This window comes from Paenibacillus sp. VT-400 (genome assembly GCF_001029205.1).
GTDB classification, from domain to species: Bacteria; Bacillota; Bacilli; order Paenibacillales; family Paenibacillaceae; genus Paenibacillus; species Paenibacillus amylolyticus.
Map to the genome: position 1 here is coordinate 1736974 of NZ_LELF01000067.1, position 21624 is coordinate 1758597.

Sequence of the window (21624 nt, forward strand, 5' to 3'; positions counted from 1 at the left end):
CCATTTCGGTCAGTTAGTTCTTTGAATGGTTTTATCGTTATCTGGATGAAATATGAAAATGTGCAAAAAATAACTTGAATCTGTTGATCTGAAGAGTAAGTGTAATCGAGTCTGTAAATCAAGTCATTATTTTTAGTTGTAGAACTCTTAACTTGGGAAGAAGGAGTGAGCGTCATGCCACCAATTTCAGTGCCTCAACCAAAAACATTTGGCCCACTGGGCAACTTGCCGCAATTGAACTTTGAAGAGCCGGTGCAATCTTTGGTGAAACTGGCTGAAGAATATGGACCGATCTTTCGTATGGAATACCCGGGGCGAAGTGAATTGTATATTTCAGGTCACGAACTGGTTGCCGAGGTAACGGATGAATCCAAATTCGACAAACGTGTGTGGGCACCCCTTGCAAAGGTTCGTGCTTTTGCAGGAGATGGACTCTTTACGAGTTGGACCGAAGAACCGAATTGGAAAAAAGCCCATAACGTACTGCTGCCAAGTTTCAGTCAACGTGCGATGCAGGGATATCACAACAAAATGATTGATCTGGCTGTGCAGCTGGTTCAGAAATGGTCACGATTGAACCCGGATGAGACGGTTAACGTTCCGGATGATATGACACGTCTTACGCTCGACACGATTGGCCTGTGTGGGTTCAACTATCGGTTTAACAGCTTCTATCGGGAAGAACCACATCCATTCATTACGAGTATGGTTCGTGCGTTGGATGAATCCATGAGTTCATTGCAGCGACTGCGTCTGCAAGACAAGCTGATGATCACCAAAAAGAAACAGTTTGAACAGGATATCCGTTCCATGTTCTCTTTGGTGGATCACATTATTGCCGAGCGCAAAGAGAAACCGCAGGAAGGCGCAGATGATCTGTTGTCCCACATGCTCAGCGGCAAGGACCCGGAAACAGGAGAAACGCTGGATGATAAGAACATCCGTTATCAGATTATTACATTCCTGATTGCTGGACATGAGACCACAAGTGGACTGTTATCCTTCGCCGTTTATTATCTGATGAAGAATCCGGATACGCTGGCTAAAGCACAAGCTGAGGTGGATCAGATTCTGAAAGATCCGGTTCCCACGTACAACCAGGTTCGCAATCTGAAGTATGTTCGCATGGTTTTGAATGAAGCACTGCGGTTATGGCCTACGGCCCCAGCATTTTCCCTGTATGCAAAAGAGGACACGGTACTTGCGGGTCAATATCCTTTGCAAAAAGGAGACAGCGTCAGTGTACTTATTCCCAAGCTGCATCGTGACCGCGAAGCCTGGGGAGACGATGTCGAGGAATTCCGCCCGGAACGGTTCGAAGATCCGAGCAAAGTGCCGCATGATGCCTATAAACCTTTTGGTAACGGTCAACGGGCCTGCATTGGTCAGCAGTTTGCACTTCAGGAAGCAACGCTGGTACTGGGCATGGTGTTGAAGCATTTTGACTTCATAGATCATTCGGATTATCAGTTAAAAGTGAAAGAAACGCTGACGCTCAAACCGGATAACTTCACAATTCGTGTACGTGCGCGTGGCGGGCAGCCAGTCATGGCCGTTCCGGGTGTAGCGGTAGAAGAACCAAAGCCGGTTGCCAAAAGAACGGAGCCGGATGCAACCAATGCCCACCACACACCGATGCTTGTTCTGTACGGTTCCAATCTGGGTACCGCTGAAGGCATTGCACGTGAAATTGCGGATACCGCCAGATATCAGGGTTTCCGGAGTGAGGTCGCTACGCTGGATGATCGTGTTGGCAAACTGCCAAAGGAGGGCGCCGTCATTATTGTCAGTGCATCCTATAATGGTCAGCCGCCAAGTAATGCCAAGATGTTTGTCGAGTGGATCGAACATGCAGATGCGAATGAATTCAAAGGAGTGCGTTTCGCCGTTCTTGGATGCGGTGACCACAACTGGGCCAGCACCTATCAGCGTATTCCGCGTTTAATAGATGAACAGTTATCTTCCAGAGGAGCAGAGCGGTTATCACCGCTGGGTGAGTCAGATGCCAGTGGAGATTTCGAGAAACAGGTGGGGGATTGGACAGAGCAATTATGGCCAGATCTCGCACGAACGATGGGACTGAAACTGAACACAAGCTCCAATAGCGAACGCAGTTCCCTATCTGTACAGTTTGTCAGTGGGCTCGCCGTAACACCGCTTGCGGATACGTATGATGCCCATGTGGCAGAAGTACTTGAGAACAGGGAGCTTCACGACGCGGGCAGTGAACGAAGCACACGTCACCTGGAGATCAAATTGCCTGAAGGCATAACCTACAAGGAAGGGGATCATCTGGGCATTCTGCCACAGAATCCACCGGAACTTGTGGAACGTGTATTGCGTCGTTATGGATTCACCGGAACGGAGCATCTTGTTCTGGATGCATCCGGTCGGAGTGCCGCGCATCTACCGCTGCAACAACCGGTGAACCTCTATGATCTGCTCAGTCATAGCGTTGAGCTTCAGGAGGCGGCAACTCGTGCGCAGTTGAGAGAAATGGCAGCATACACCGTATGTCCACCGCATAAGAAAGAACTTGAAGCGCTGCTTGATGAATCTGTGTATATGGATGAAGTTCGGAACAAACGGATCTCCATGCTGGATTATCTGGAGAAATATGAGGCATGTGAATTGCCGTTTGAGCGTTTCCTTGAATTATTGCCTTCACTAAAAGCCAGATATTATTCGATCTCCAGTTCACCACGTGTTCAGCCCGATCAAGCGAGTATTACGGTTAGTGTTGTGCGTGCCCCTGCATGGAGTGGGCAGGGAGAATACAAAGGAATTGCGTCCAACTATCTGGCTAACCTGAAACCGGGTGACGAGATCGTCATGTTCACGCGGACACCGGAATCCGGCTTCCAACTGCCGGAGGATGCACAGGTTCCCGTTATCATGGTAGGTCCGGGTACAGGTGTTGCTCCATTCCGAGGTTTCTTGCAGGCAAGGCACGTATTGAAGGAACAAGGTCGTGAGGTTGGCGAAGCCCACCTGTACTTTGGATGCCGGAATCCCGAGCATGATTATCTGTACAAAAATGAATTGGAAGCAGCCCAGCAAGAAGGGCTTGTGAAACTTCATACGGCCTTCTCCCGTGTAGATGGGGAGGAGAAATGTTATGTACAACATCTGATGAGAGACGATGCCCGTCATCTGATTCCTTTGTTTGAAGAGGGTGCGCATCTGTATATCTGCGGTGATGGCAGCAAGATGGCACCTGATGTGGAAGCTACACTCCAGCAGGCATACGCTGATATTCATGGCAAATCCGCGAAGCAAGCAGAAGATTGGCTTAATCAGCTTCAGCAGGAAGGTCGTTATGCCAAGGATGTATGGACAGGCATCTGATGTACACATGTGAAGGGTAAGCTTGATCCGTAACTGGCTGAGCGGTGAGATACAGAAGCAGTTCTGTTCTCACCGCTTTTTGACATAAAATGATTCTTCAGCAGATAAGTGGTTGCATGGGTTATAATTATATATTGGAAGGGAGCACCCGTATGCAGACATTTGGGAACCATTGTATGGCTTGCGAAAAGAACCAGCTTTACTTCCGTCTACAAGGCCGTTTCAGGTTTTTTCTTCCGGTGGTTGGCCGATAGATCGACTCGACGCTGGAGAGAGGAAATAATATACGGGAAGGGACTCTGCCTTTTCCCTGGAGTTCAAGATAATCCAGTCCCACGCCCACAAGTCTGATATTGTTAAATGCATTCCTGGAAGGGAAAGTCGTGCGGATTCCCACTCTGACGCCTCGCCGTGTTCGAGGAATATCGAATACCCGAATGGAATTCAGACTAAGTGGAATGAATAACTGCCGGTTTACTTTGATAAACTGCCTTGGATAGACACGACGAATACGTCCCGGTTCCAACCCGGAGAGTGGAGTATTCAGTTCTGCAAGGTGCCCCTGGAGTTCTGCCAGGCGCTGCTGAAGTGTTTTTCCAGTATGGAGATGCTGCCAGCTCATAAGTATTCCTCCGTTCGCCATTTGTACCTAGTATATGAAGGAACGGGGTCGGAAGGTGTACGTTTGATAGCCCATGTTCGTTAAGGCTAACGGGGTTTCTTTTATAATAGAGGAGTGATTCACATGATCGTAGAGATGTATAAAGACCTCATTAAGGATGAGCGTGGCAATTATTATCTAGCAGTGCAGATCGAGGGCAATGAGCTTACGCTCGTTAATGCTTTCGTCGAAGCGGCATTCACACCTGAACTGATCTACAATGAAGAGTTTCGTACCAAGCATAAAGAGATGGAAGGCGGATTTGTAGGCAAAATTGCGATGGACCTGCTAAGGCATGATGTGGTCATGGGGATGAAGCAAATCGACCGCAAACTGTTGAACCTGTCGGATGTGGAACAGCAGTTCACGGTAAATTATATTGATACGATTGAATTTTATCGTCACCCGGCGTGGAACCGGAAGGTGTAAGGTGAAACTCATCTCCTCTGTAACCAGAGAGAGAATGATTTCCGCAGTGGTAGTCAATTTCTATCTTGTGTCCTTATGAATAAGAAATAAAGAAATATAAACGCGCAAAAGGGGAAAGCGCAAGTGCAGGGGAAGTATACCTCGGCAACTTGCGCTTTTTGCATACAAACAATTAACGATACGTAGGATGGATGATGCCAATATCGCGCTCGGTGCTCAAACTTCCATCAGCGTAACGCTGCATTTCATTTCCTTTGACCCGAATCGGAATGCGCTCTCCTTGATAGAAAAGCTCTCCCTCGACCGTGCGAACGCTCATTCCAATAACGCCTTCCAGATGTCCACTATGATCCGTCACCAGTCGAATCCCTGACGGGCCATCCAGATGAACCTTGCCTTCCAGATATACCGTCATGCGATCAGGCGTGTTGACCAATTCATATCCTACTCCGTTGACTTTCCGGCTATAAGCCGTGTTGCCAGATACGATCTCACCATGATCCATGTCGATGGGGAGCAGTCCGGTAAACCAGAGCTGATTCGATCCAACAGGCATAATTCCGCATAGTCGCTCCACATAATCGAGGAGACAGAGGATGGAGGGTGAGTACGTCTCGGTAAAACCTTGTTCTCCGGTCCAGGGGCTTAGTACCTGACCAAATCGCTTATCTTTGGATAGAGCGGACAAGATAGGCTGCATTACCCAAGTTAGCTCTACATATCGATGATGATGCTCGAATGCGTGTGGCGCCCGAATCAGACTCAGGAAATTGGATGCCCCTCCCCAGCTGTTATAGGAGGAAAAGGGATCGAATCTGGGATCATCCATTGAAATCGATGTAAACGGGTATTTAGCGAAAAACTTGCTTGTATTCAACAGGTACCGACGCAGTAGGTTATCGAATAATTCACGGTCGCCCACCTCGCAGGCCATTACGCGGAGCAACACATCAGATTGGACTCTGACCAATTCGTCATTGCGATCCCGATCATAGAAGAACATATCCTGTTCGTCGTAACAATAACGGAAGAGACTTTCCAGGCTAGACTCGGCTTTTGCTTTCCAATCCGTTCCCGATTCCCCCAGTTCTTCAGCCATACGGGACAGATACATGCGCTGACAATAGATATTGGCGGTCAGATCCGGTGCCAGAAAAGGCAGAATCGGAGAATCCGGATGATAGGCAGAAGCATCATTCATATAAGGTGTATCCGGAACATGCCAGAATCGCGGGGATAAGTCATGTCCGGTGTCAAACGTACTGAAGGCCTCTACACAGCCAGTTCCTCGGGTATCACGGTTGCGTGCAATCCACTCATCGTAACGAACCATAGCCTTATACATCGTGTTCAGGAAAGGCGATTGCTTCCCATGATTGCCATGAAGCTGATAGTGGTTCCATACACTGCGTGCCAGCGGAGTGACCAACTGGATTTGCCGGAAAGAGGGTCCGTTTGCCGTGAGTTTATACGGGAGCAATCCATCATCTCTTTGCTGCTTGGCAAATGCGAGGTACGTTGTTTCGGACACAGATGGAAGCAGGCGAGACAGCAGCTCCGCATTGATGGTACCTGTGCTCTCTAACCAACATCCCAGATAGATGCCACCTTCTTGTAAAATAGGATCGTTGTCTCCCATGGGCAGAATACAAGCAAGCAATTTCTCCACCGCTGCAAAATACGTATCTTCCAGTTGTCCGCCCGATGCCGCAAACCGGATACCCGATGCATGCCATTCCTGTAATAACTGCTGATCTTCCGGTTTAACTGGCTGAACTTGATCCATAATCGAAATGTTGCGCAGCCGATTTAATATCTCTTCTGTCATATGTTCCTCCTCACAGTGTCTGGTTTCTGGTTATTGATTCGATTCAAAGATTCGAACGGTCCCGTTATAGAAGTCGGAGACAGCTTGCTCCACACTTTTTCGTCCAAATCCGATCTCTTGATTTGTCGTCTGAGCTAACTTGGAGAACTCTGCAAATCCAGGTGGATTGTAACTCACGTCAAATGGTTCAGTCTTCGTTGCTTCAGAGACAAGATTTGTATAGTTATAGACAATCTCCTCCACAGGGCCTGCACCTTCCTGAAGAAGATTTCGATTGGCTTCCGTAACGGGCACGCCACGGTCATTACCAAGGATTTTGGTTGCTTCAGGATCATGAATCCAGAAGTCCATTAATATAGCTACTTCCTTCGGATGTTTGGTATTTGCATAACCCGATAATCCCTGACTGGATTCAAATACAACACCCGTTCCCTTAGGGCCTCGTGGTACAGGGAGTAGCACCAGAGGATCTTCCGTCAAGCTCTGGAATGCAGCAAGTTGGTTGGATGGTAGTAGAGTCATGGCTGCTTTGCCTGTGATTAACAGGGATTTACTGGTGTCATCATGCGGGTTGGACACCTGCAATTCCGGTGTGACTACACCGCCGGATGCCGAAGTCTTCTCCCAATACTGGAACCATTCCAGAATGTCTTCCTTGGTGAATCCGAGTGTGCCGTTTTTCATGTCATACAGTTGTTTACCCCTTTGTTTTAGAAAAATATCCATCCCGTCGACGGTAAAATTGTACGTCCCATAGAAGCCATCTCCGAGCTTGTCGGACAACTCTTTGCTGATGGCGGCATAGTCCGTCCAGTCCCAATCGGATGCTGGCAAAGGCACGCCGGCTTTCTCAAAGAGTGCCTTGTTAACAACAATTCCTCGTGCGTTCGCACCGGCAGAGATATGTTGCAACTTCCCGTCGAGACGTCCGTATTCGATCATGGTTTCATCCATACCGTCCAAATTCAGTTCGTTGCCAACATACGGGTCCAGATTGAGCAGGACATCTTTTTTGGCATAGTCCACGACATTTCCGCCAAGGAAAAAGATATCTGGTGCTGTGCCTGATGCCAGCTGGGTATTCAGTTTGTCGAAATATCCGGAGGAGGGTGCAAATTCACCTACAATTTTAATATCCGGATGTTTCGCCTGAAAGATCTTCAGGGCTTCATTCGTAATATCTGCCCGTTTCTGGTCACCCCACCACATGATGCGAAGTTCGACCTGTCCGCCCTCGGTCGTTCCATTATCATTACCATTGCCTGCATTATCATTGGCACCTGTATGGTCTGTTCCAGAGCAAGCTGTTACGAGTAACAAAAGTGAAGTAATCATACCAATCATGAAACGTTTGAACATGGTAAATCCCCCTGTCTATTGATATGAGAAACGTGTTGTTACTTCAGACCTGTGGTTGCAATGCCCTCAAGGAAATATCGCTGAAACAATAAAAAGATGATAGTCACGGGAAGCAGTGACAGGGTGGACATGGCAAGTAATGCGCCCCAATCGGATTGTCCTGATGGATCGAAGAGAGAGCGAATGCCCAACTGCACGGTGAACAGATCAATTTTGCTCAGATAGATCATCTGACTGAAAAAATCATCCCAGCTCCACAGGAAGGTGAAGATCGCGGTTGTAATCAGTGCTGGAACGAGCAGTGGCACTACGATTCGGAAAAAGATCTGTGATTGCCCGCAACCGTCAATGGTTGCACTCTCGTCCAGCTCCCGCGGTATACCGCGTATGAATTGAACCATGAGCAAGATGAAGAAGGAATCCTGCGCAAGCCACTTAGGCAGAATCAGCGGGAAATACGTATTAATCCATTGAAGCTCATTATAGAGAATGTACTGAGGCACCAGGGTAACATGGTAAGGCAACATAATCGTAACCAACATCATGCTGAACCACAGGCCTTTGAATCTGAACTTTAATCTGGAGAAGGCGAAGGCTGCAAGGGAACAGGAGATCACATTACCTAACACACTCATGACCGAGATCAGCACGGAGTTGCCGAAGAAACGGCCGAAAGAAATGCCCTGCAGACCTTTCCAGCCATTAATATAGTGCTCCAGCGTGAAGCTGGTTGGGAATAGACTGCCACTGGTGAAAATGAGATGGTTTGGTTTAAACGAACTGAGAATCAACCATAGTACTGGATATAACATCAGTAGACCGAAGAGTATAATGGCGGCATGCCTCCCGGCCTGAACCAGTTGTCGTTTGATTGGCATATGCATTACCTCCCCTCCTGATTGTCCCCGTAGAACACCCAAAATCGGGATGTAACAAAGACGATTGCGGTGAATACCCCGATAATGACCAACATGATCCAAGCCAGAGCCGAAGCATAACCCATATCAAAGAATGAGAAACCTTTCAGATACAGATACAAGGTATAAAACATCGTTGCGTCGAGTGGACCCCCGCGGCCATCTCCGATCACGTAAGCTGGTGTAAACGCCTGAAATGAATTGATCATGCTCATGATCAGGTTAAAAAAGATAACGGGGGAGAGCATGGGCAGAGTGATTCCGAAAAATTGACGTATTTTTCCCGCTCCATCGACATCGGACGCTTCATATAAGTCTGCCGGGATCTGTTTCAGACCAGCAAGAAAGATGACCATGGCAGACCCGAATTGCCACACGGATAGTGTAATGATGGTGTAGACCACATAATCTGGATGCGCAATCCAGGATGGTCCTGAGATACCAAACCAGCTTAAAAACTGATTAACCAATCCATTCCCCTCAAAAAGTTGCCGCCAGACGATTGCAATCGCGACGCTGCCACCCAAGAGGGAAGGGATGTAATATACGGTCCGGTAGATGCCGAGGGCTCGAATTCCCTTGTTCAGCGCCATTGCCACCAATAGGGCGAAGGCGAGCCTTAGTGGAACGGATAGAAAGACATAATAAAACGTCAGCCCAAGGGACCTGCGAAAGGTATCGTCCTCGGTAAAGATGTGAACATAGTTGCTAAGTCCAGTCCAAGTCGGTGATGACAGCAGATTGAATTTGGTCATGGATAAGTATAGGGACGCAACCATTGGTCCCAGTGTCAGACAGAAGAGCCCGATCAGCCAGGGTAGAAGAAACAAGTAGGCTGTGGTATTGTGCTGACCGTATAAGGGCTTGGTCTGTTTTTTCATCATGTGCCTCCCTTCTGAATGGGTAAGAATAATAGTCACCAATTATGAATCCGCTTACAACATACGGCGTTCTCTTGGTAACCACATCATACCGGGGAAGGGGAGAAGCTTGAATCTCATTTCTTCGGATCATGACTATCGATTTTTTCGGAATGCAGCAAGCGATAGTCTGACGGACTCATGTTGAACATTCTTTTGAATTTCGAGCTGAAATAACTTGGTGAACTGAAGCCGGTCAGTTCTGTAATATCCCACACGGTTAATTGGGTTTCCTTCAGCAGTTGCAAGGCGTGTTTCATCCGAACGCCCGTCACATACTGAATAAAAGAGGTCCCTGCACCTTCCTTAAACAGTTCGGAGAAATAGGTAGGATAATAGTTAAACCGTTCAGCGAGTAACGTCAAGGTTAGCTCCTGCATGTAGTTCTCCTCGATATATCGCTTGGCTAAGTCTATAACCGTCTCATCCCCATCTTCTGAAGGAAGTTGTCGACTCAGGAAGTCTTGAGCCCATTGCATTAATAAGCGTTCTGCTTGATCTGGCGTCTTAAGCCAAAGTATCCATTCCGGGGCCATAGGAAAATCCATCAACAATGAAATTTGAAAAATGCTTCGTGTCATTCTGGAGGGAGAAAGCTGGAATGCCTCGTGAAGTTCCTTGCGGATGATGCTGCGGAAGGAGTCCAGTTCCCCTCGAATGAGGTAACGATGCAGCTTGCGTGTTGTTTCTTCAGGTAGTAATGGACTATAGTCCGTTCCTGGCTGAGTGTTAGGCTCGCTGACAGCCCGTTCAGCTGAATTCCATGCCAGAAGGGAATGGATATAACCTTCTTTCCAGTGCTCAAGTCCGGATACAGAAAGTCCCATCCCAATCTTGAGTTCCATGGAAAAAACGGATGCCGTATGTTCCGTAAGCTGTTGGATGAATTCATGCTGCATACCATCTTGCACTATGAAATGCATGATGCCTGCGTGTGCCGAATCATGAAAAACCTGGACATTGTCTGAATCAGACTGGGCGATTTCATAACATACCATTTCGAAAGGAAGATGCATCTGCTCGTGTAATCGATCTTTTCGAATATCCGGCTTGTCCGATTGACTTATACTCGCGGTGATGAAACAGACCTTCTGATCCTGCCATGATTCGAGATGGAACAATCTGAGCCGTTCTGGTATGGAGGAAGGCGGTAGGCGATTGCCTTTGACGAGATCAAGAAGGAAACGTTCCTTCATTTCCTGGTAATACTGAGAGAGTCGCCATTGCATCAATTCGGAATCGCCTCGAACTTTACGTTGTTCATCCAGATTCGCCTTGATTTTGCCTAATGTGGCTTTCAGTTCATCCCGGGTTACAGGTTTCAGTAAATAATCCATGACCTGACTGCGGACCCCCGCTCTGGCATATTGAAAATCTTCATAACCCGTGATAATGATAATCTGAATGGAAGGATTATAACTGCGGCAGACATCCAATAGTCTGATGCCATCCATGACAGGCATATTCATATCGGTAATCAGCAAGTCAAAATGTTCAGATTTCAAAAGTTCATCCGCTTCGATCCCATTAGAGGCTTCTCCTGTTATGACAAAACCCATGCCATGCCAATCGACTTTCAATTTTAATCCTTCGCGAACTTCGATCTCGTCATCTGCGATTAATACGTTGTACATCATATTCCTCCTGTACGGGTAGAGTCAGTTCAATACATGCGCCTCCGTTTTCATCGTTCTCCATGTGAACCGTGAACAAGCCACCATAATGCAGACGGCAACGAGCAATGACATTGCTCAGTCCAATATGCCAGCCTTCATTATGCAATATGGATTCCAATGAGGAGGGAGCAACCGGATGTTGCAATTTATTGATTATTTCTGCTGGAATACCCGGTCCGTTGTCTAAAACGCTGATGTGCAGACGATCATACATCCGGTTGATCCGTATCTGTACCTGAGCTGTCGTCTGATGCTGGAAGCTGTATTTTACTGCATTTTCAATAAGTGGTTGAAGAATAAACTTGATGATGACCACGGAGTTCAGTGTACCTTCTAACGTTACCGAAATGTCGAGTTTATGACCGAAACGAGTCTGCAAAATGGAGATATAACGCTGCACATAATCCAGCTCTTCGGTTAGCGGAACACGGTCGTCATTGGTATTGATAGAAAAGCGCATCATTTTACCCAGATCCTCAATGACCTGAACCGTATCATCCGTTCGGCGCTGAATGGCAAGGCTGCTCACCAGCTCTAGGGTATTAAACATAAAATGTGGATTAATCTGTATGAGAAGTGCTTTATACTCTGCTTGCTGTCGAAGCAGCTTCAGTTCAAATTCATTCTGGATATGCTGGCGCAGCTGGCTGATCATATAACGGAAAGTGAAGATTACATAACTGATCTCACTCTTTACATTTTTATCCGGAGGCAGTAGTGAATCCGCTTGGTCAAAAGCACCTCGTTGAACCTGTCTCATCGCCAGTACCAGTCTGGTCAAAGGTTTGGTTACGCCATGAGATAACCATGCAGCAGCCAAGAGGGAGACCAGAATCAGGGCAATCGTCACCACCACAATTGTGCTTTGGAGCTTATGGAGAGAGAGGTACATTTCCTTTTCAGGTGCGATACCCGCCAACATCCAGCCGGTACGTCCCAGTTTCTTGAATACAAGAATGTCTCGCTGTCCTTCCTGGTTTTTGAGGTATGCCACACCGGATTTGAGCGGGCTGTTTCGAAAACGATCGATCTCTGCGGTAGCTACAGCACCCAACGTTTCTACCTGCTGTGACAGAATAGGATTTCCTTGCTCGCCCAGCAGAAAAATAGTGCTATTCTCCGCAAGATGTATGCGCCGGAGCGGCTCCAGAAAATAAGATTCACTGACATTCACCTTCATGACATTCTGCGCTGTAGCATGATGAAAGGTGCCGATGGGCATCAGCAGACTGACCACCGGATTACCATGATCTCTGACACGTTCATGTTGATCGGTGTGTGCAGGTAACCAGCGTTCTCCCAACGTGTAGAAATTCGTATACCAGGATTCTTTTACAAATGCAGGGTCATATGTTACCTGATTCTCGCTGCCAATTCGCAGTCCATTCCGACGATAGATGGATACATCCGAGATACTGGTGTAACTGTTGGTTGCCTGAGTAAGAAAACGGCTCATCGCAAGATTGGCCAGCATCTTTTCTCCTTCGGGCAGGTTCGGATCACCGATCGCGTTATCCCAGTTTTTGCCCATATCACTATTGAAAACAAGAGAGGCGACATCGTAGATCTGCATCTGCACCATGTCTACGTATGAACCGTATTCCTCCATTTTCTCAAGAGCAGAGGATTCGATGTAAGAGCGAATGACCGTGCGTGATTCCTTGAAGAGCAGGTACGAGAGTGTGCCAAAAGCGAGGACAAACAGGACAACGATAAAGGCAATCAGGCGGTTTTTTAAAGAGAAGAACATAGATTTCCTCCTTCTACCGAGTCAACTTGCGTGCAGATTAATTATAAAAATATAAAAAAGACTGCGTGATATGCGCAGCCTTTAAATGAAATTAATAATGTAGTGCAGACCTGGGAGACTTAGAAACGAACCAGATTATTGACGTTGACAGGCAAACCCGTCGCGATGGCGCGATTGGCAGCAATACCCGTCAGAATGGATCTGGCACCGTCCACATGGTTAGCAGCGCGATGATACGGATCTTCAACAGGCTCTCCAAACAGATCATTCAGCAGAACCGGGTCACCTCCGCCATGTCCACCTGCTTTCTCTTCCACTTCAACCTCATATGGCGCATCAAACATTGGAAGAACCCGCAACGTTTTACCGATCAAAGCACCTTCTTTACTTTTGTCACCCAATGAATTGACATAGGATTGCTCCACAATGTTCATTTCAATCCGGCCTTTGGTGCCATTAATGGCAATGCGATAACCCTCCCATGGCTGGTAGGCAACGAGGGAGTAGGTCAGAATGGCTTTGTTCCGATACTTCACAAGAACACCCATTGTATCCTCAATGTTGATGCCATCCCCAAATACACTCTGATCGCGCTGGTAACCATCTTCCGATTCGGCATCCAGATACATGGACTTCATATGTGCGTCTGAATCCAAATGCAGTGCAAAAGGGTCATCCTTTGCGATCGGGTTGCCGGTTGCCCGGTTGTAGAATTGCGTTACACCGCGTTCTTCTGCGTTTTCTCTGCCGTAATACATCAGATCACCAAATGCAAACACGGTATCCGGTTGCGAGCCAATCCAGAAATTCACCAAATCGAAGTGATGGGTGGATTTGTGCACGAGTAATCCGCCGCTATTACGCTTGTCCCGATGCCAACGGCGGAAATAATCTGCCCCGTGGCGGGTATTCAGCAGCCATTCAAAGTGAACGGAAGTGACTTTCCCGATGGTATCATTCAGAATAAGTTCTCGAATCTTAGTATGGTGCGGTGCATAACGGTAATTAAAGGTGACTCTTACGTTCTGACCAGTCCGCTTGACAGCATCCAGAATCTCCTGACATTTCTCCTCATCGATGGTCATCGGTTTTTCGGTGACAACGTCACAACCCAGTTCCATCGCACGAATGATGTACTTGTGATGGGTGCGGTCAACACTCGTTACGATGACATAGTCAGGCTTCTCGTTCTCAATCATCTGATCAAACTGATCTGCAGGATAAGTGGGTACCTCAGGATACTCGTACTTTTCCTTCAATAGTTGATTCGCGTAGTTCATGCGGACTTGATTTATATCACAAAAGCCGACAAGCTCGGATGTATCCCTATAATCCCGGGTCAAAGCACCATAAAAAAATTCGGCGCGGCCGCCGGTTCCAACTAATACATAACGTTTCTTGTTACTCATGTCTATCGCCTCCTTGAATATAGCTCTAGACTATAACAAGGGAGTACTTCTTTCGCCGCATTTTATGCGTAACCGCTTTCAAATGCCGCATATTTTGCTATAATTTATGGAAAGGAGAGAGGGCGATATGACAGAACCTTTCAGTGCAGATTTTCATGATCCCTCGGATTTACTGCACATCGAATATGATCGTCGCATTGGATATTTTTCGATGACGGATGACCATCTGCATGATCATTATGAGTTATATTACCTGTTGTCTGGTGAGCGTATCTATTTCATTAAGGACCGGACCTACCGGGTAAAGGCTGGTGATCTGGTGTTTGTTGACCGCAATACGGTTCATAAAACATTGGAGAGCGGTATGCCTGACCATGAGCGGATGGTGCTGTATTTGAAGCCTGAGCTTTTTGCAGCCATAGCTATTTCCGCGGAGTTAGTTGAAGGCTTGAAGGAACCCTTCTGTTGGGAGATTCCTATTGTAAGGTTTCCATCTCAAGTCACTGAGGTTCTAGAACGGATGGTTAGCGAAATGGTGGATGAAATGCTTCGTCCTCAACCTGGAAGCAACCTGTTGCTCCGTCACCGGGCTGTTGAATTGTTGCTCCATGCCTATCGTAATCAACACTTGGGCAGGTTAAGCTCCGATGATCGTGAGCCGGTTCTTCATCCCAAGACACAGGCAGTTGTACGTTACCTGAATGAGAACTATCAGAAACCACTGACATTACCGGAGGTGGCGGGCATGTTTCGCATTAGTCCGCATTATCTGAGTCGATTGTTCAAACAAACGACGGGATTTACCTTCAGTGATTATCTGAATCTGTTACGGGTGAAGGAAGCACAACGTTTACTGCGAGAAAGTGAAGAATCCATTACGGATATCGCCTGGCTTGCGGGGTTCAGTAACTTCTCTCATTTTGGCAAGATGTTCAAACGTACCGTTCAGGTATCACCAAGAGTTTATAGACAGGAATACAAGGAATCGGGTTCCGTGAGGACCATAAAAGAGGGAGAGAACATACGATGATTGAAGCGAGATTAAATGAACTGGGGATCATTTTGCCACAGGCCAGTGCCCCCGCAGCGAAATACGCCAATGCCGTTATTGTGAATGGAATTATGTATGTATCCGGGAAAGGACCGGATACCTCCGAACGCGGCAAACTGGGATCAGATTTCACAACAGAGCAGGGGTATGATTTTGCCCGGAATGCTGGACTGGAGGTGCTTGCTGTCGTTCGAGATGTGTTGGGTTCACTGGATCGGGTGAAGAGAGTGGTTAAAGTGCAGGGATTCATCAATGCGTCCGCTTCGTATCAGGAGCATCATAAAGTGCTAAATGGATTCTCGGATCTGATGATGGAGGTATTTGGGGATCAGGGGGTACACGCTCGTTCAGTATTCGGTGCAGTGTCCGTAAGGGATAATTTGCCGCTGATCATTGATTCTATATTTCAGGTAGAGGAGTAGGTATAACGATGACAGAATCGTCTTCATTAAATCCGATCATGTTAACGATTCCTGAGAGCTTCCACACGGAACTTCTCATGATTCGACACCTTACATAGAATGGATTTTCCACTCGAAGTCGTCCAGAATGAAGACAACATTGCCTGATCAACAGCAGATCTGTCATGGCGATTTTCACCCTGATAATGTTATGCTCAGTGAGGCCGGCGACTAATACTGGGTCATCGATTGGATGACTGGTATGTCGGGTGATCCTGCGGGTGATGTGGCTCGAAGCTGGGTAATATTAATGAGTGCCACATTACCGGAAGATACAGATCCTGTTATACGAATGGGTTTTTAAACGGCTCGTGAATCGCTGGTCGAATATTACATCCATCATTATATGCAACTTTCCGGGATTACACGTGAAGCAATAGAGTCCTGGACGCTGCCAGTTGCTGCCGCGCGTCTTGACGAGGATCTGCCCGCTCAAGAGGTGGAACAGCTGCTCAAGTTTGTTCAGGAACGTATCCGTCGGTTAGACGAATCTAACGATATTATATAAAAAAGGTAGAGAAAGAGAGGGGACATATTTATGCTGCATTCATTAAAGGCCATACAATCATACAAGTCAGGTAATACGCCGGAAGCCCAGCAGCAATGGCTGCAACTGCTGGCAGCAGCGGAGAAGCCCCATATTAACCTCGAACGCATTCAATCCATTGCCGAACTTGAGGGCACAAATCCGGTGCTGGACTACACCGAGCGTACACTTCACGTGCTGGAGAAGCTGCAGGTTTCTTTTTGGGTGCGAGAAATTCTGGAGGAAGTATTAATCTGGTCAGAGACGGCGAAGGCCGGATCATGGGAGCAGCGGCGGGCATGGCAAAAGCAGGGCGTTAACTTGTTTGTGCACAATGTGGGGTCCGCCCAGTTATATGATCTATACGCAGGCGCAGAGTACCTGGATAATGACATCGGTAAGAGCAGGGAGACGAGTATAAATCAACCTGGATCTCCGGGTGCTACCCAAAGTAAGAGTACAGATATAAGCGAGCATACTGCGCTGACTTCACACACACCAAGGCATGTGATTATACGTACTCTAATTGCTACGCATGGACTTATTGGTCAATACATACGGGGCGAGATTCCATTTGCCGAGAATGCTTCGCTCCACGCCTTGATCGTCAAAGGGTGGCTTACTACAGATGAACTGCACACCATACTGATGGCATTAAATGAGTGCATTATTGCAGGTGTTGATCCAGCGTTATGGAATCAGGTTCAGGCTGAGGTGCAGCGCATTGTAGGCTGGATTATCGTTGGACCGGATCATGAGGACTGGAGCGTGAAGGAACGGTTATCCCGCTTAAGAAGTTCATCCATTCGGCAGGGAGAAGCTATGGATACGGCTTACGCCAAGCTCCAAACGGAACTGGATGTAGAACAGGCGCTGGCTCCGCTCGCTCATCGCACATTATGGTATGTGGAATCGGCCATGCAGGATTTTTCGTTGCAGGAGATGGTGAAAGTGTTCCTGTTGACGCTTCGCAGCGGGAGCATGCATCCAACATCCATGGAGAGTCGATCTGAAATCGTTCGCCATATCAGCTTCGAACCATTGATGAATACGATGTATTACGATTACAAGGGCGTCAAGAAGCTCAATATCTACAAGAAACGAATGATTGAAAAATATTTGGAACAGTATTCGTGGGAACAGATTGCTGCAGGGGAGCAGATCGTCTATCCCCATCTAACCCATCGCATTGAACGTCATACGGATCTGCCGGATACATTATTCGTGACCTTCGAATTTTCTCCGGCTGCCGAGAAACTGATTGCATTCTGTATTGAAGCGGAAAAGTCGCCGTTATACGAGAAGGCTGTACTGCTGTTATTTGACCTGTTCGGATTACGCCGGGATGCCTATGATCGTTTCCACAACGAAGAGACGTATTTGTCCGATATGAACAGCTCCGGTGATTACAAAAAAGTACTGCTCGACTATATCGTTGGTAAACGAGTACTGGATATTGGTCCAGGTGGAGGAATTCTGCTGGATCTGATTGAGCAGGAAAAACCGGAAGTGGAGCCGATTGGTATCGATATCTCAGCCAATGTCATTGAAGCGCTGGAACGCAAAAAACAACGTGAGGGACATCGTTGGCAAGTGATGAAGGGCGATGCCCTGCAACTGGAGCAATATGTGCAGCCGGGCACAGTGGATACGATTATTTTTTCATCCATTCTGCATGAATTGTATTCATATATTGAACTGGACGGTCGAAGATTTAATTCTGATACGGTTGTAGCAGCGCTGAGAAGTTCATTCCGCGTGCTGTCACCTGGAGGACGAATTCTGATCAGGGATGGTATCATGAGTGAACCTGAGGCACAGAAGCGTCGGATTCGTTTCCTGGAACCGGATGGGATGCGCTGGCTGGAGCGGTATGCAGAGGATTTTCAGGGGCGTGCAATTCAATATGAGCGGGTCTCAGACAATGAGGTCGTATTGCCGATCAACGATGCAATGGAGTTTCTCTACACCTATACGTGGGGCGAAGAGGCATACGTGCATGAAATTCAGGAACAGTTCGGTATATTCACGCCGACAGCCTATGAGAACTGTATTCGAGAAGCGCTGGGTGAACAAGCCGAGATTATTACGTTCCGACATTTTCTCCAGGAGGGGTACACGGAAGCACTTGGAGAACGAATGATCTTCATGAAGGAAAATGGTGAGCCTGCGCCTTTGCCAGACAGTACCTGCCTGATTGTCATTGAGAAGAAAAAAGGGGTGGCGGATGGATGATGAGTGAGGCCAGTACGTTTTTGTATTTTGTCAGACATGCGGAGTCTCGATATGTTGAAGGACAGGAACGCGAGCGTGGACTGACAGAGCAAGGTCATCAAGATGCGGGAACGGTTGCCAGTCTGCTCCATGGGGAGCAGATTCAACTGTTTTATTCTAGCCCCTACAGGCGAGCGGTAGATACGATTCAGATTCTGGCAGATTGGTCAGATGGAATTGTGGTGACAGAGGAAGATTTGCGTGAACGCCAGTTGTCGAGTTCAGATGTGAAGCATGCTAATTTTCGTGAAGCCAAGCAGCAGTTGTACCGTGATCCTACGTATGCGTATTCAGGTGGGGAGTCTGGTGAACAGGCTCGCTCAAGGGCAGTAGCGGTAATCGAGAAAATTTTGGATAAACATGTGGGTCACAAGGTAGTCATCGGAACCCATGGAGATGTAATGACACTTATTTTACAACACTATGATTCTTCCTACGGGTATGACTTTTGGGAGAGTACTACGATGCCGGATATTTTTAAATTGCAGTTTGATGGAACGCGCAAGTTGGTCCAGGTCACCCGATTGTGGGAGTGACAGAGTTATATATGAGAAATGCATTTGCCAGAATGATAGTGGGGAGGAGTGAGTTGGCGGATGAAAATTACGCTTTTGCCTGATACATACTTTATTGAAAATCTAAGCGTATCTCCATTACAGGATAGAATGTACTGCATATTTGATCTCGAAGGTACAGGCATTAATCCTGTGGTGGAGAGTGTGACTCAATTTGGTGCGATGCATTACCAAAGAGGTCAACAATGTAATACAACATTTTCTTCACTTACACGCGCGAACAAACCAATACCAGAACATGTGGCGAAATTAACAGGAATTTCGAATGAGGAAATGTTGGAGGCTCCGTCGTTCGTAGAAGCATTTCAGGAATTTCAGAAATTTATTGGTGATAACGTTCTTGTGACACAAGCTGGATATGAGTATGACCTACCCATCTTGAAGCGGCATTGTGATGAGTATGGGCTTCCGATGTTGACCAACCCGGTGCTCGATACAAAAGCGATGTTCACCTACATTCATCCTGAGATTAACGAGGTCGTTTCTACAGATTTTCTGATTCGGTATTACGATCTGAATACAGATGGAATTCACAGGCACAATGCTTTGGCAGATTGTGGTGTGATCGCTGGTATCTTTGAAAGTATCCTTAGCGAATATGAGGAACTTCAATTGGATCATTTTACAGCCGATCCAAAGCAGATGATGAAACGTTTCGTTATACCAGAGATGTATCTGACTTGACGAGGAACTGGAGGAGAGATCAATGAGCAAAACGGATGTGGAGAAGCTACTGTTGGATCTTAACGAGGGACGGATTCTAACCCAGCAGACATTCGAAGGATTGGATGTGGAAATTTACTTGGATGAAAGGGATGCTTCTGCATTTGCTGACGAGTGGATGCAAGCTTTTGTACGATGGGCTCAAGATACCGCGGTAGCTGAAGAAGAGGTGCTGCGCGCATGCAGGGAACAGGCGTTCAAACAGACTTTGGCTCTCACCGGCGAACCTGAGTTAGCGGGGTATGTGAGTGATGATATGGGTTTAATTGGTGCTGCATTGTTACAGGGTACGGCGAACGATTTCTTTGTGGATCAGTTGTTGGAAAGTTATCGTCAAGGCAGGTTGCCCCTGCGATAAGCGGGGGAGGACCAACAGGGTTGTTTTCGTTTGTATAAAAAAACAACATCAAATGTACATTGTGGGTCGGCTGAGGCATAAGGTACAATTCACCTAAGCAATCGATGAGAATGATAATCATTATATGTGAAATATTCTCACGGTTACATCAACAGATCACATAGGGGTGAAGGGTAACATGGTAGGTTTAGTTAAAGGTTTCAAAGGGTGGGCGATTACATTACTGCTCATGGGTCTGGTTGTTTCAGGATGTAGTACAAATACCGCTACGAATGCGGAACAGACTCCTGCAACTGCAACTGAAAGTGCGGCTTCTGGAGAAAATACTTCTGGAAACGAGACAGAGCCTGCGACACGAGTTGTACAGGATGAATTTGGAGATGTGACGATTCCGGTTCAGCCACAGCGGATTGCTGGAATATATGTGGAAGATTATTTGAAGGCGCTCGATATTACACCTGTAGTGCAGTGGTATAACCCGATGTGGGGTGTACAGGATTATTTAGGACTGGATGTTCCGAAATTTGATACTACGGGCAGTATTGAAGCTTTGTTGGAATATGATCCGGATCTCATCATTGTAGATGGTGGGGTAGATATGGAGAAATATGAGATGTACTCCAAGGTGGCACCGACATATCGTCTGCCTGAGAGCGTACTGCAGGATTCGAATCAAATTTTGAAAACCATTGCCGATGTTGTAGGGAAACCGGACAAGGGTGAAGAAGTTGCTGCGGCATTTGAGGCCAAGATTGCAGATGCTAAGGCGAAGTTGCAGGAAGCGGTCGGGGACGAGACCGTTGCAGTTGTCCGATTGAATGTTAACGATGACACACTGGCACTGTTCGGTTTGAAGAATCGATTTACTGGATTTATTTATTCCGAGCTTGGCCTAACACCTCATCCTCTGGTTAGCAAGATGGAAGAATATCAGGAAATTCTGTCTGAGGAGGCCGTGCCGCAACTTGATGCGGATCATCTTATTATTTTCCCTTCCAATGGAGAATGGTCATCTCCTGAGAACAAGGAAGCCTTGAAGGTACTTGACAGCAAATTGTGGAAATCTCTTCCCGCCGTTAAGAACAATCAGGTATATATTATGGAAAGATCACATTGGCAATCAGGTGCGATTACAGCGAATTCCATGAAAATTGATGATCTCTTGGAAAAAATGACTCCATAATTGAATCGATTACTTAAAGAAAGTTCTTCAGCCAGGGTTGAAGAGCTTTCTTTTTTCGTATACACTATTTTAAATGATAATAATTCTCAGTTAAGGACGATGAACATGTGCCCCACGATAATACAACTGATCCCCAAGCCCTGGCTATGCTCACTTCAGCATATGGAATACGTAGA

18 protein-coding genes are annotated in these 21624 nt (G+C 47.0%); 10 read left to right on the forward strand and 8 right to left on the reverse strand.

The annotated features are described in order from the left end of the window. The first annotated feature begins 174 nt into the window (after positions 1-174). The gene (locus EL84_RS18655; protein ID WP_047842638.1) at positions 175-3348 is read left to right on the forward strand and encodes a bifunctional cytochrome P450/NADPH--P450 reductase; all 3174 of its coding nucleotides are present in this window, start codon (positions 175-177) and stop codon (positions 3346-3348) included. A 199-nt stretch (positions 3349-3547) separates the two neighbouring features. Here EL84_RS18655 and EL84_RS18660 read toward each other — a convergent pair whose 3' ends face one another. Continuing rightward, on the reverse strand, positions 3548-3970 hold the full coding sequence (locus EL84_RS18660) for a hypothetical protein (protein WP_036608832.1): 423 nt from the start codon (positions 3968-3970) through the stop codon (positions 3548-3550). A 123-nt stretch (positions 3971-4093) separates the two neighbouring features. Between EL84_RS18660 and EL84_RS18665 the strand changes: the two genes are divergently transcribed. Further along, positions 4094-4438, forward strand: coding sequence for a hypothetical protein (locus EL84_RS18665; protein ID WP_047842639.1), 345 nt, complete (start codon positions 4094-4096; stop codon positions 4436-4438). Positions 4439-4610: 172 nt separating this feature from the next. On the opposite strand, the gene EL84_RS18670 is transcribed toward EL84_RS18665, so the two are convergent. From EL84_RS18670 to EL84_RS18700, 7 genes are all read right to left on the reverse strand, one after another. Beyond that, positions 4611-6266, reverse strand: coding sequence for an MGH1-like glycoside hydrolase domain-containing protein (locus tag EL84_RS18670; protein WP_047842640.1), 1656 nt, complete (start codon positions 6264-6266; stop codon positions 4611-4613). A gap of 30 nt (positions 6267-6296) precedes the next feature. Beyond that, positions 6297-7625, reverse strand: coding sequence for an ABC transporter substrate-binding protein (locus tag EL84_RS18675; protein ID WP_047842641.1), 1329 nt, complete (start codon positions 7623-7625; stop codon positions 6297-6299). A gap of 38 nt (positions 7626-7663) precedes the next feature. Next, the gene (locus EL84_RS18680; RefSeq protein WP_047844271.1) at positions 7664-8503 is read right to left on the reverse strand and encodes a carbohydrate ABC transporter permease; all 840 of its coding nucleotides are present in this window, start codon (positions 8501-8503) and stop codon (positions 7664-7666) included. 5 nt (positions 8504-8508) lie between these two features. Continuing rightward, the gene (locus EL84_RS18685) at positions 8509-9423 is read right to left on the reverse strand and encodes a carbohydrate ABC transporter permease (protein ID WP_047842642.1); all 915 of its coding nucleotides are present in this window, start codon (positions 9421-9423) and stop codon (positions 8509-8511) included. Between the two features lie 116 nt (positions 9424-9539). Continuing rightward, entirely contained in the window at positions 9540-11096 is a 1557-nt protein-coding gene (locus EL84_RS18690; protein ID WP_047842643.1) for a response regulator, read from the reverse strand. Beyond that, positions 11071-12888, reverse strand: coding sequence for a sensor histidine kinase (locus tag EL84_RS18695; RefSeq protein ID WP_047842644.1), 1818 nt, complete (start codon positions 12886-12888; stop codon positions 11071-11073). The genes EL84_RS18690 and EL84_RS18695 overlap by 26 nt, the downstream gene beginning before the upstream one ends. Before the next feature lie 119 nt (positions 12889-13007). Beyond that, the gene (locus EL84_RS18700) at positions 13008-14297 is read right to left on the reverse strand and encodes a Gfo/Idh/MocA family oxidoreductase (protein ID WP_036608810.1); all 1290 of its coding nucleotides are present in this window, start codon (positions 14295-14297) and stop codon (positions 13008-13010) included. A gap of 127 nt (positions 14298-14424) precedes the next feature. Here EL84_RS18700 and EL84_RS18705 point away from each other — a divergent pair, with 127 nt between their 5' ends. The 8 genes from EL84_RS18705 to EL84_RS18735 all read left to right on the forward strand — a co-directional run bounded on the left by EL84_RS18705 (position 14425) and on the right by EL84_RS18735 (position 21448). Beyond that, positions 14425-15327: an AraC family transcriptional regulator gene (locus tag EL84_RS18705; protein WP_047842645.1), complete on the forward strand. Its 903-nt coding sequence runs from the start codon at positions 14425-14427 to the stop codon at positions 15325-15327. Further along, entirely contained in the window at positions 15324-15770 is a 447-nt protein-coding gene (locus tag EL84_RS18710; RefSeq protein WP_047842646.1) for a RidA family protein, read from the forward strand. Before EL84_RS18705 ends, EL84_RS18710 begins: the two co-directional genes overlap by 4 nt. 127 nt (positions 15771-15897) lie before the next feature. Further along, entirely contained in the window at positions 15898-15984 is an 87-nt protein-coding gene (locus EL84_RS33115; protein ID WP_152683104.1) for a phosphotransferase, read from the forward strand. A gap of 363 nt (positions 15985-16347) precedes the next feature. After that, positions 16348-18570: a class I SAM-dependent methyltransferase gene (locus tag EL84_RS18715; RefSeq protein WP_047842647.1), complete on the forward strand. Its 2223-nt coding sequence runs from the start codon at positions 16348-16350 to the stop codon at positions 18568-18570. Beyond that, entirely contained in the window at positions 18567-19145 is a 579-nt protein-coding gene (locus EL84_RS18720; protein ID WP_235431550.1) for a histidine phosphatase family protein, read from the forward strand. Before EL84_RS18715 ends, EL84_RS18720 begins: the two co-directional genes overlap by 4 nt. Positions 19146-19205: 60 nt before the next feature. Further along, entirely contained in the window at positions 19206-19868 is a 663-nt protein-coding gene (locus tag EL84_RS18725; RefSeq protein WP_047842648.1) for a PolC-type DNA polymerase III, read from the forward strand. 22 nt (positions 19869-19890) lie between these two features. Beyond that, a complete protein-coding gene (locus EL84_RS18730; protein WP_053061528.1) occupies positions 19891-20265 on the forward strand; it encodes a hypothetical protein in 375 nt (124 codons plus the stop codon). A gap of 178 nt (positions 20266-20443) precedes the next feature. Next, positions 20444-21448 (forward strand): ABC transporter substrate-binding protein, encoded by a 1005-nt coding sequence (locus EL84_RS18735; RefSeq protein WP_047842649.1) that lies wholly within the window; start codon positions 20444-20446, stop codon positions 21446-21448. Positions 21449-21624 lie beyond the last annotated feature (176 nt).

Bases quoted from the DNA above. Each gene is read 5' to 3' on its own strand.
- EL84_RS18690 (WP_047842643.1), bottom strand. From the start codon at position 11,096: ATGTACAACGTATTAATCGCAGATGACGAGATCGAAGTTCGCGAAGGA.
- EL84_RS18665 (WP_047842639.1), top strand. From the start codon at position 4,094: ATGATCGTAGAGATGTATAAAGACCTCATTAAGGATGAGCGTGGCAAT.
- EL84_RS18675 (WP_047842641.1), bottom strand. From the start codon at position 7,625: ATGTTCAAACGTTTCATGATTGGTATGATTACTTCACTTTTGTTACTC.
- EL84_RS18735 (WP_047842649.1), top strand. From the start codon at position 20,444: ATGGTAGGTTTAGTTAAAGGTTTCAAAGGGTGGGCGATTACATTACTG.
- EL84_RS18680 (WP_047844271.1), bottom strand. From the start codon at position 8,503: ATGCCAATCAAACGACAACTGGTTCAGGCCGGGAGGCATGCCGCCATT.
- EL84_RS18695 (WP_047842644.1), bottom strand. From the start codon at position 12,888: ATGTTCTTCTCTTTAAAAAACCGCCTGATTGCCTTTATCGTTGTCCTG.
- EL84_RS18725 (WP_047842648.1), top strand. From the start codon at position 19,206: ATGAAAATTACGCTTTTGCCTGATACATACTTTATTGAAAATCTAAGC.
- EL84_RS18705 (WP_047842645.1), top strand. From the start codon at position 14,425: ATGACAGAACCTTTCAGTGCAGATTTTCATGATCCCTCGGATTTACTG.
- EL84_RS33115 (WP_152683104.1), top strand. From the start codon at position 15,898: ATGAAGACAACATTGCCTGATCAACAGCAGATCTGTCATGGCGATTTT.
- EL84_RS18730 (WP_053061528.1), top strand. From the start codon at position 19,891: ATGAGCAAAACGGATGTGGAGAAGCTACTGTTGGATCTTAACGAGGGA.
- EL84_RS18710 (WP_047842646.1), top strand. From the start codon at position 15,324: ATGATTGAAGCGAGATTAAATGAACTGGGGATCATTTTGCCACAGGCC.
- EL84_RS18700 (WP_036608810.1), bottom strand. From the start codon at position 14,297: ATGAGTAACAAGAAACGTTATGTATTAGTTGGAACCGGCGGCCGCGCC.
- EL84_RS18660 (WP_036608832.1), bottom strand. From the start codon at position 3,970: ATGAGCTGGCAGCATCTCCATACTGGAAAAACACTTCAGCAGCGCCTG.
- EL84_RS18715 (WP_047842647.1), top strand. From the start codon at position 16,348: ATGCTGCATTCATTAAAGGCCATACAATCATACAAGTCAGGTAATACG.
- EL84_RS18720 (WP_235431550.1), top strand. From the start codon at position 18,567: ATGATGAGTGAGGCCAGTACGTTTTTGTATTTTGTCAGACATGCGGAG.
- EL84_RS18685 (WP_047842642.1), bottom strand. From the start codon at position 9,423: ATGAAAAAACAGACCAAGCCCTTATACGGTCAGCACAATACCACAGCC.
- EL84_RS18670 (WP_047842640.1), bottom strand. From the start codon at position 6,266: ATGACAGAAGAGATATTAAATCGGCTGCGCAACATTTCGATTATGGAT.
- EL84_RS18655 (WP_047842638.1), top strand. From the start codon at position 175: ATGCCACCAATTTCAGTGCCTCAACCAAAAACATTTGGCCCACTGGGC.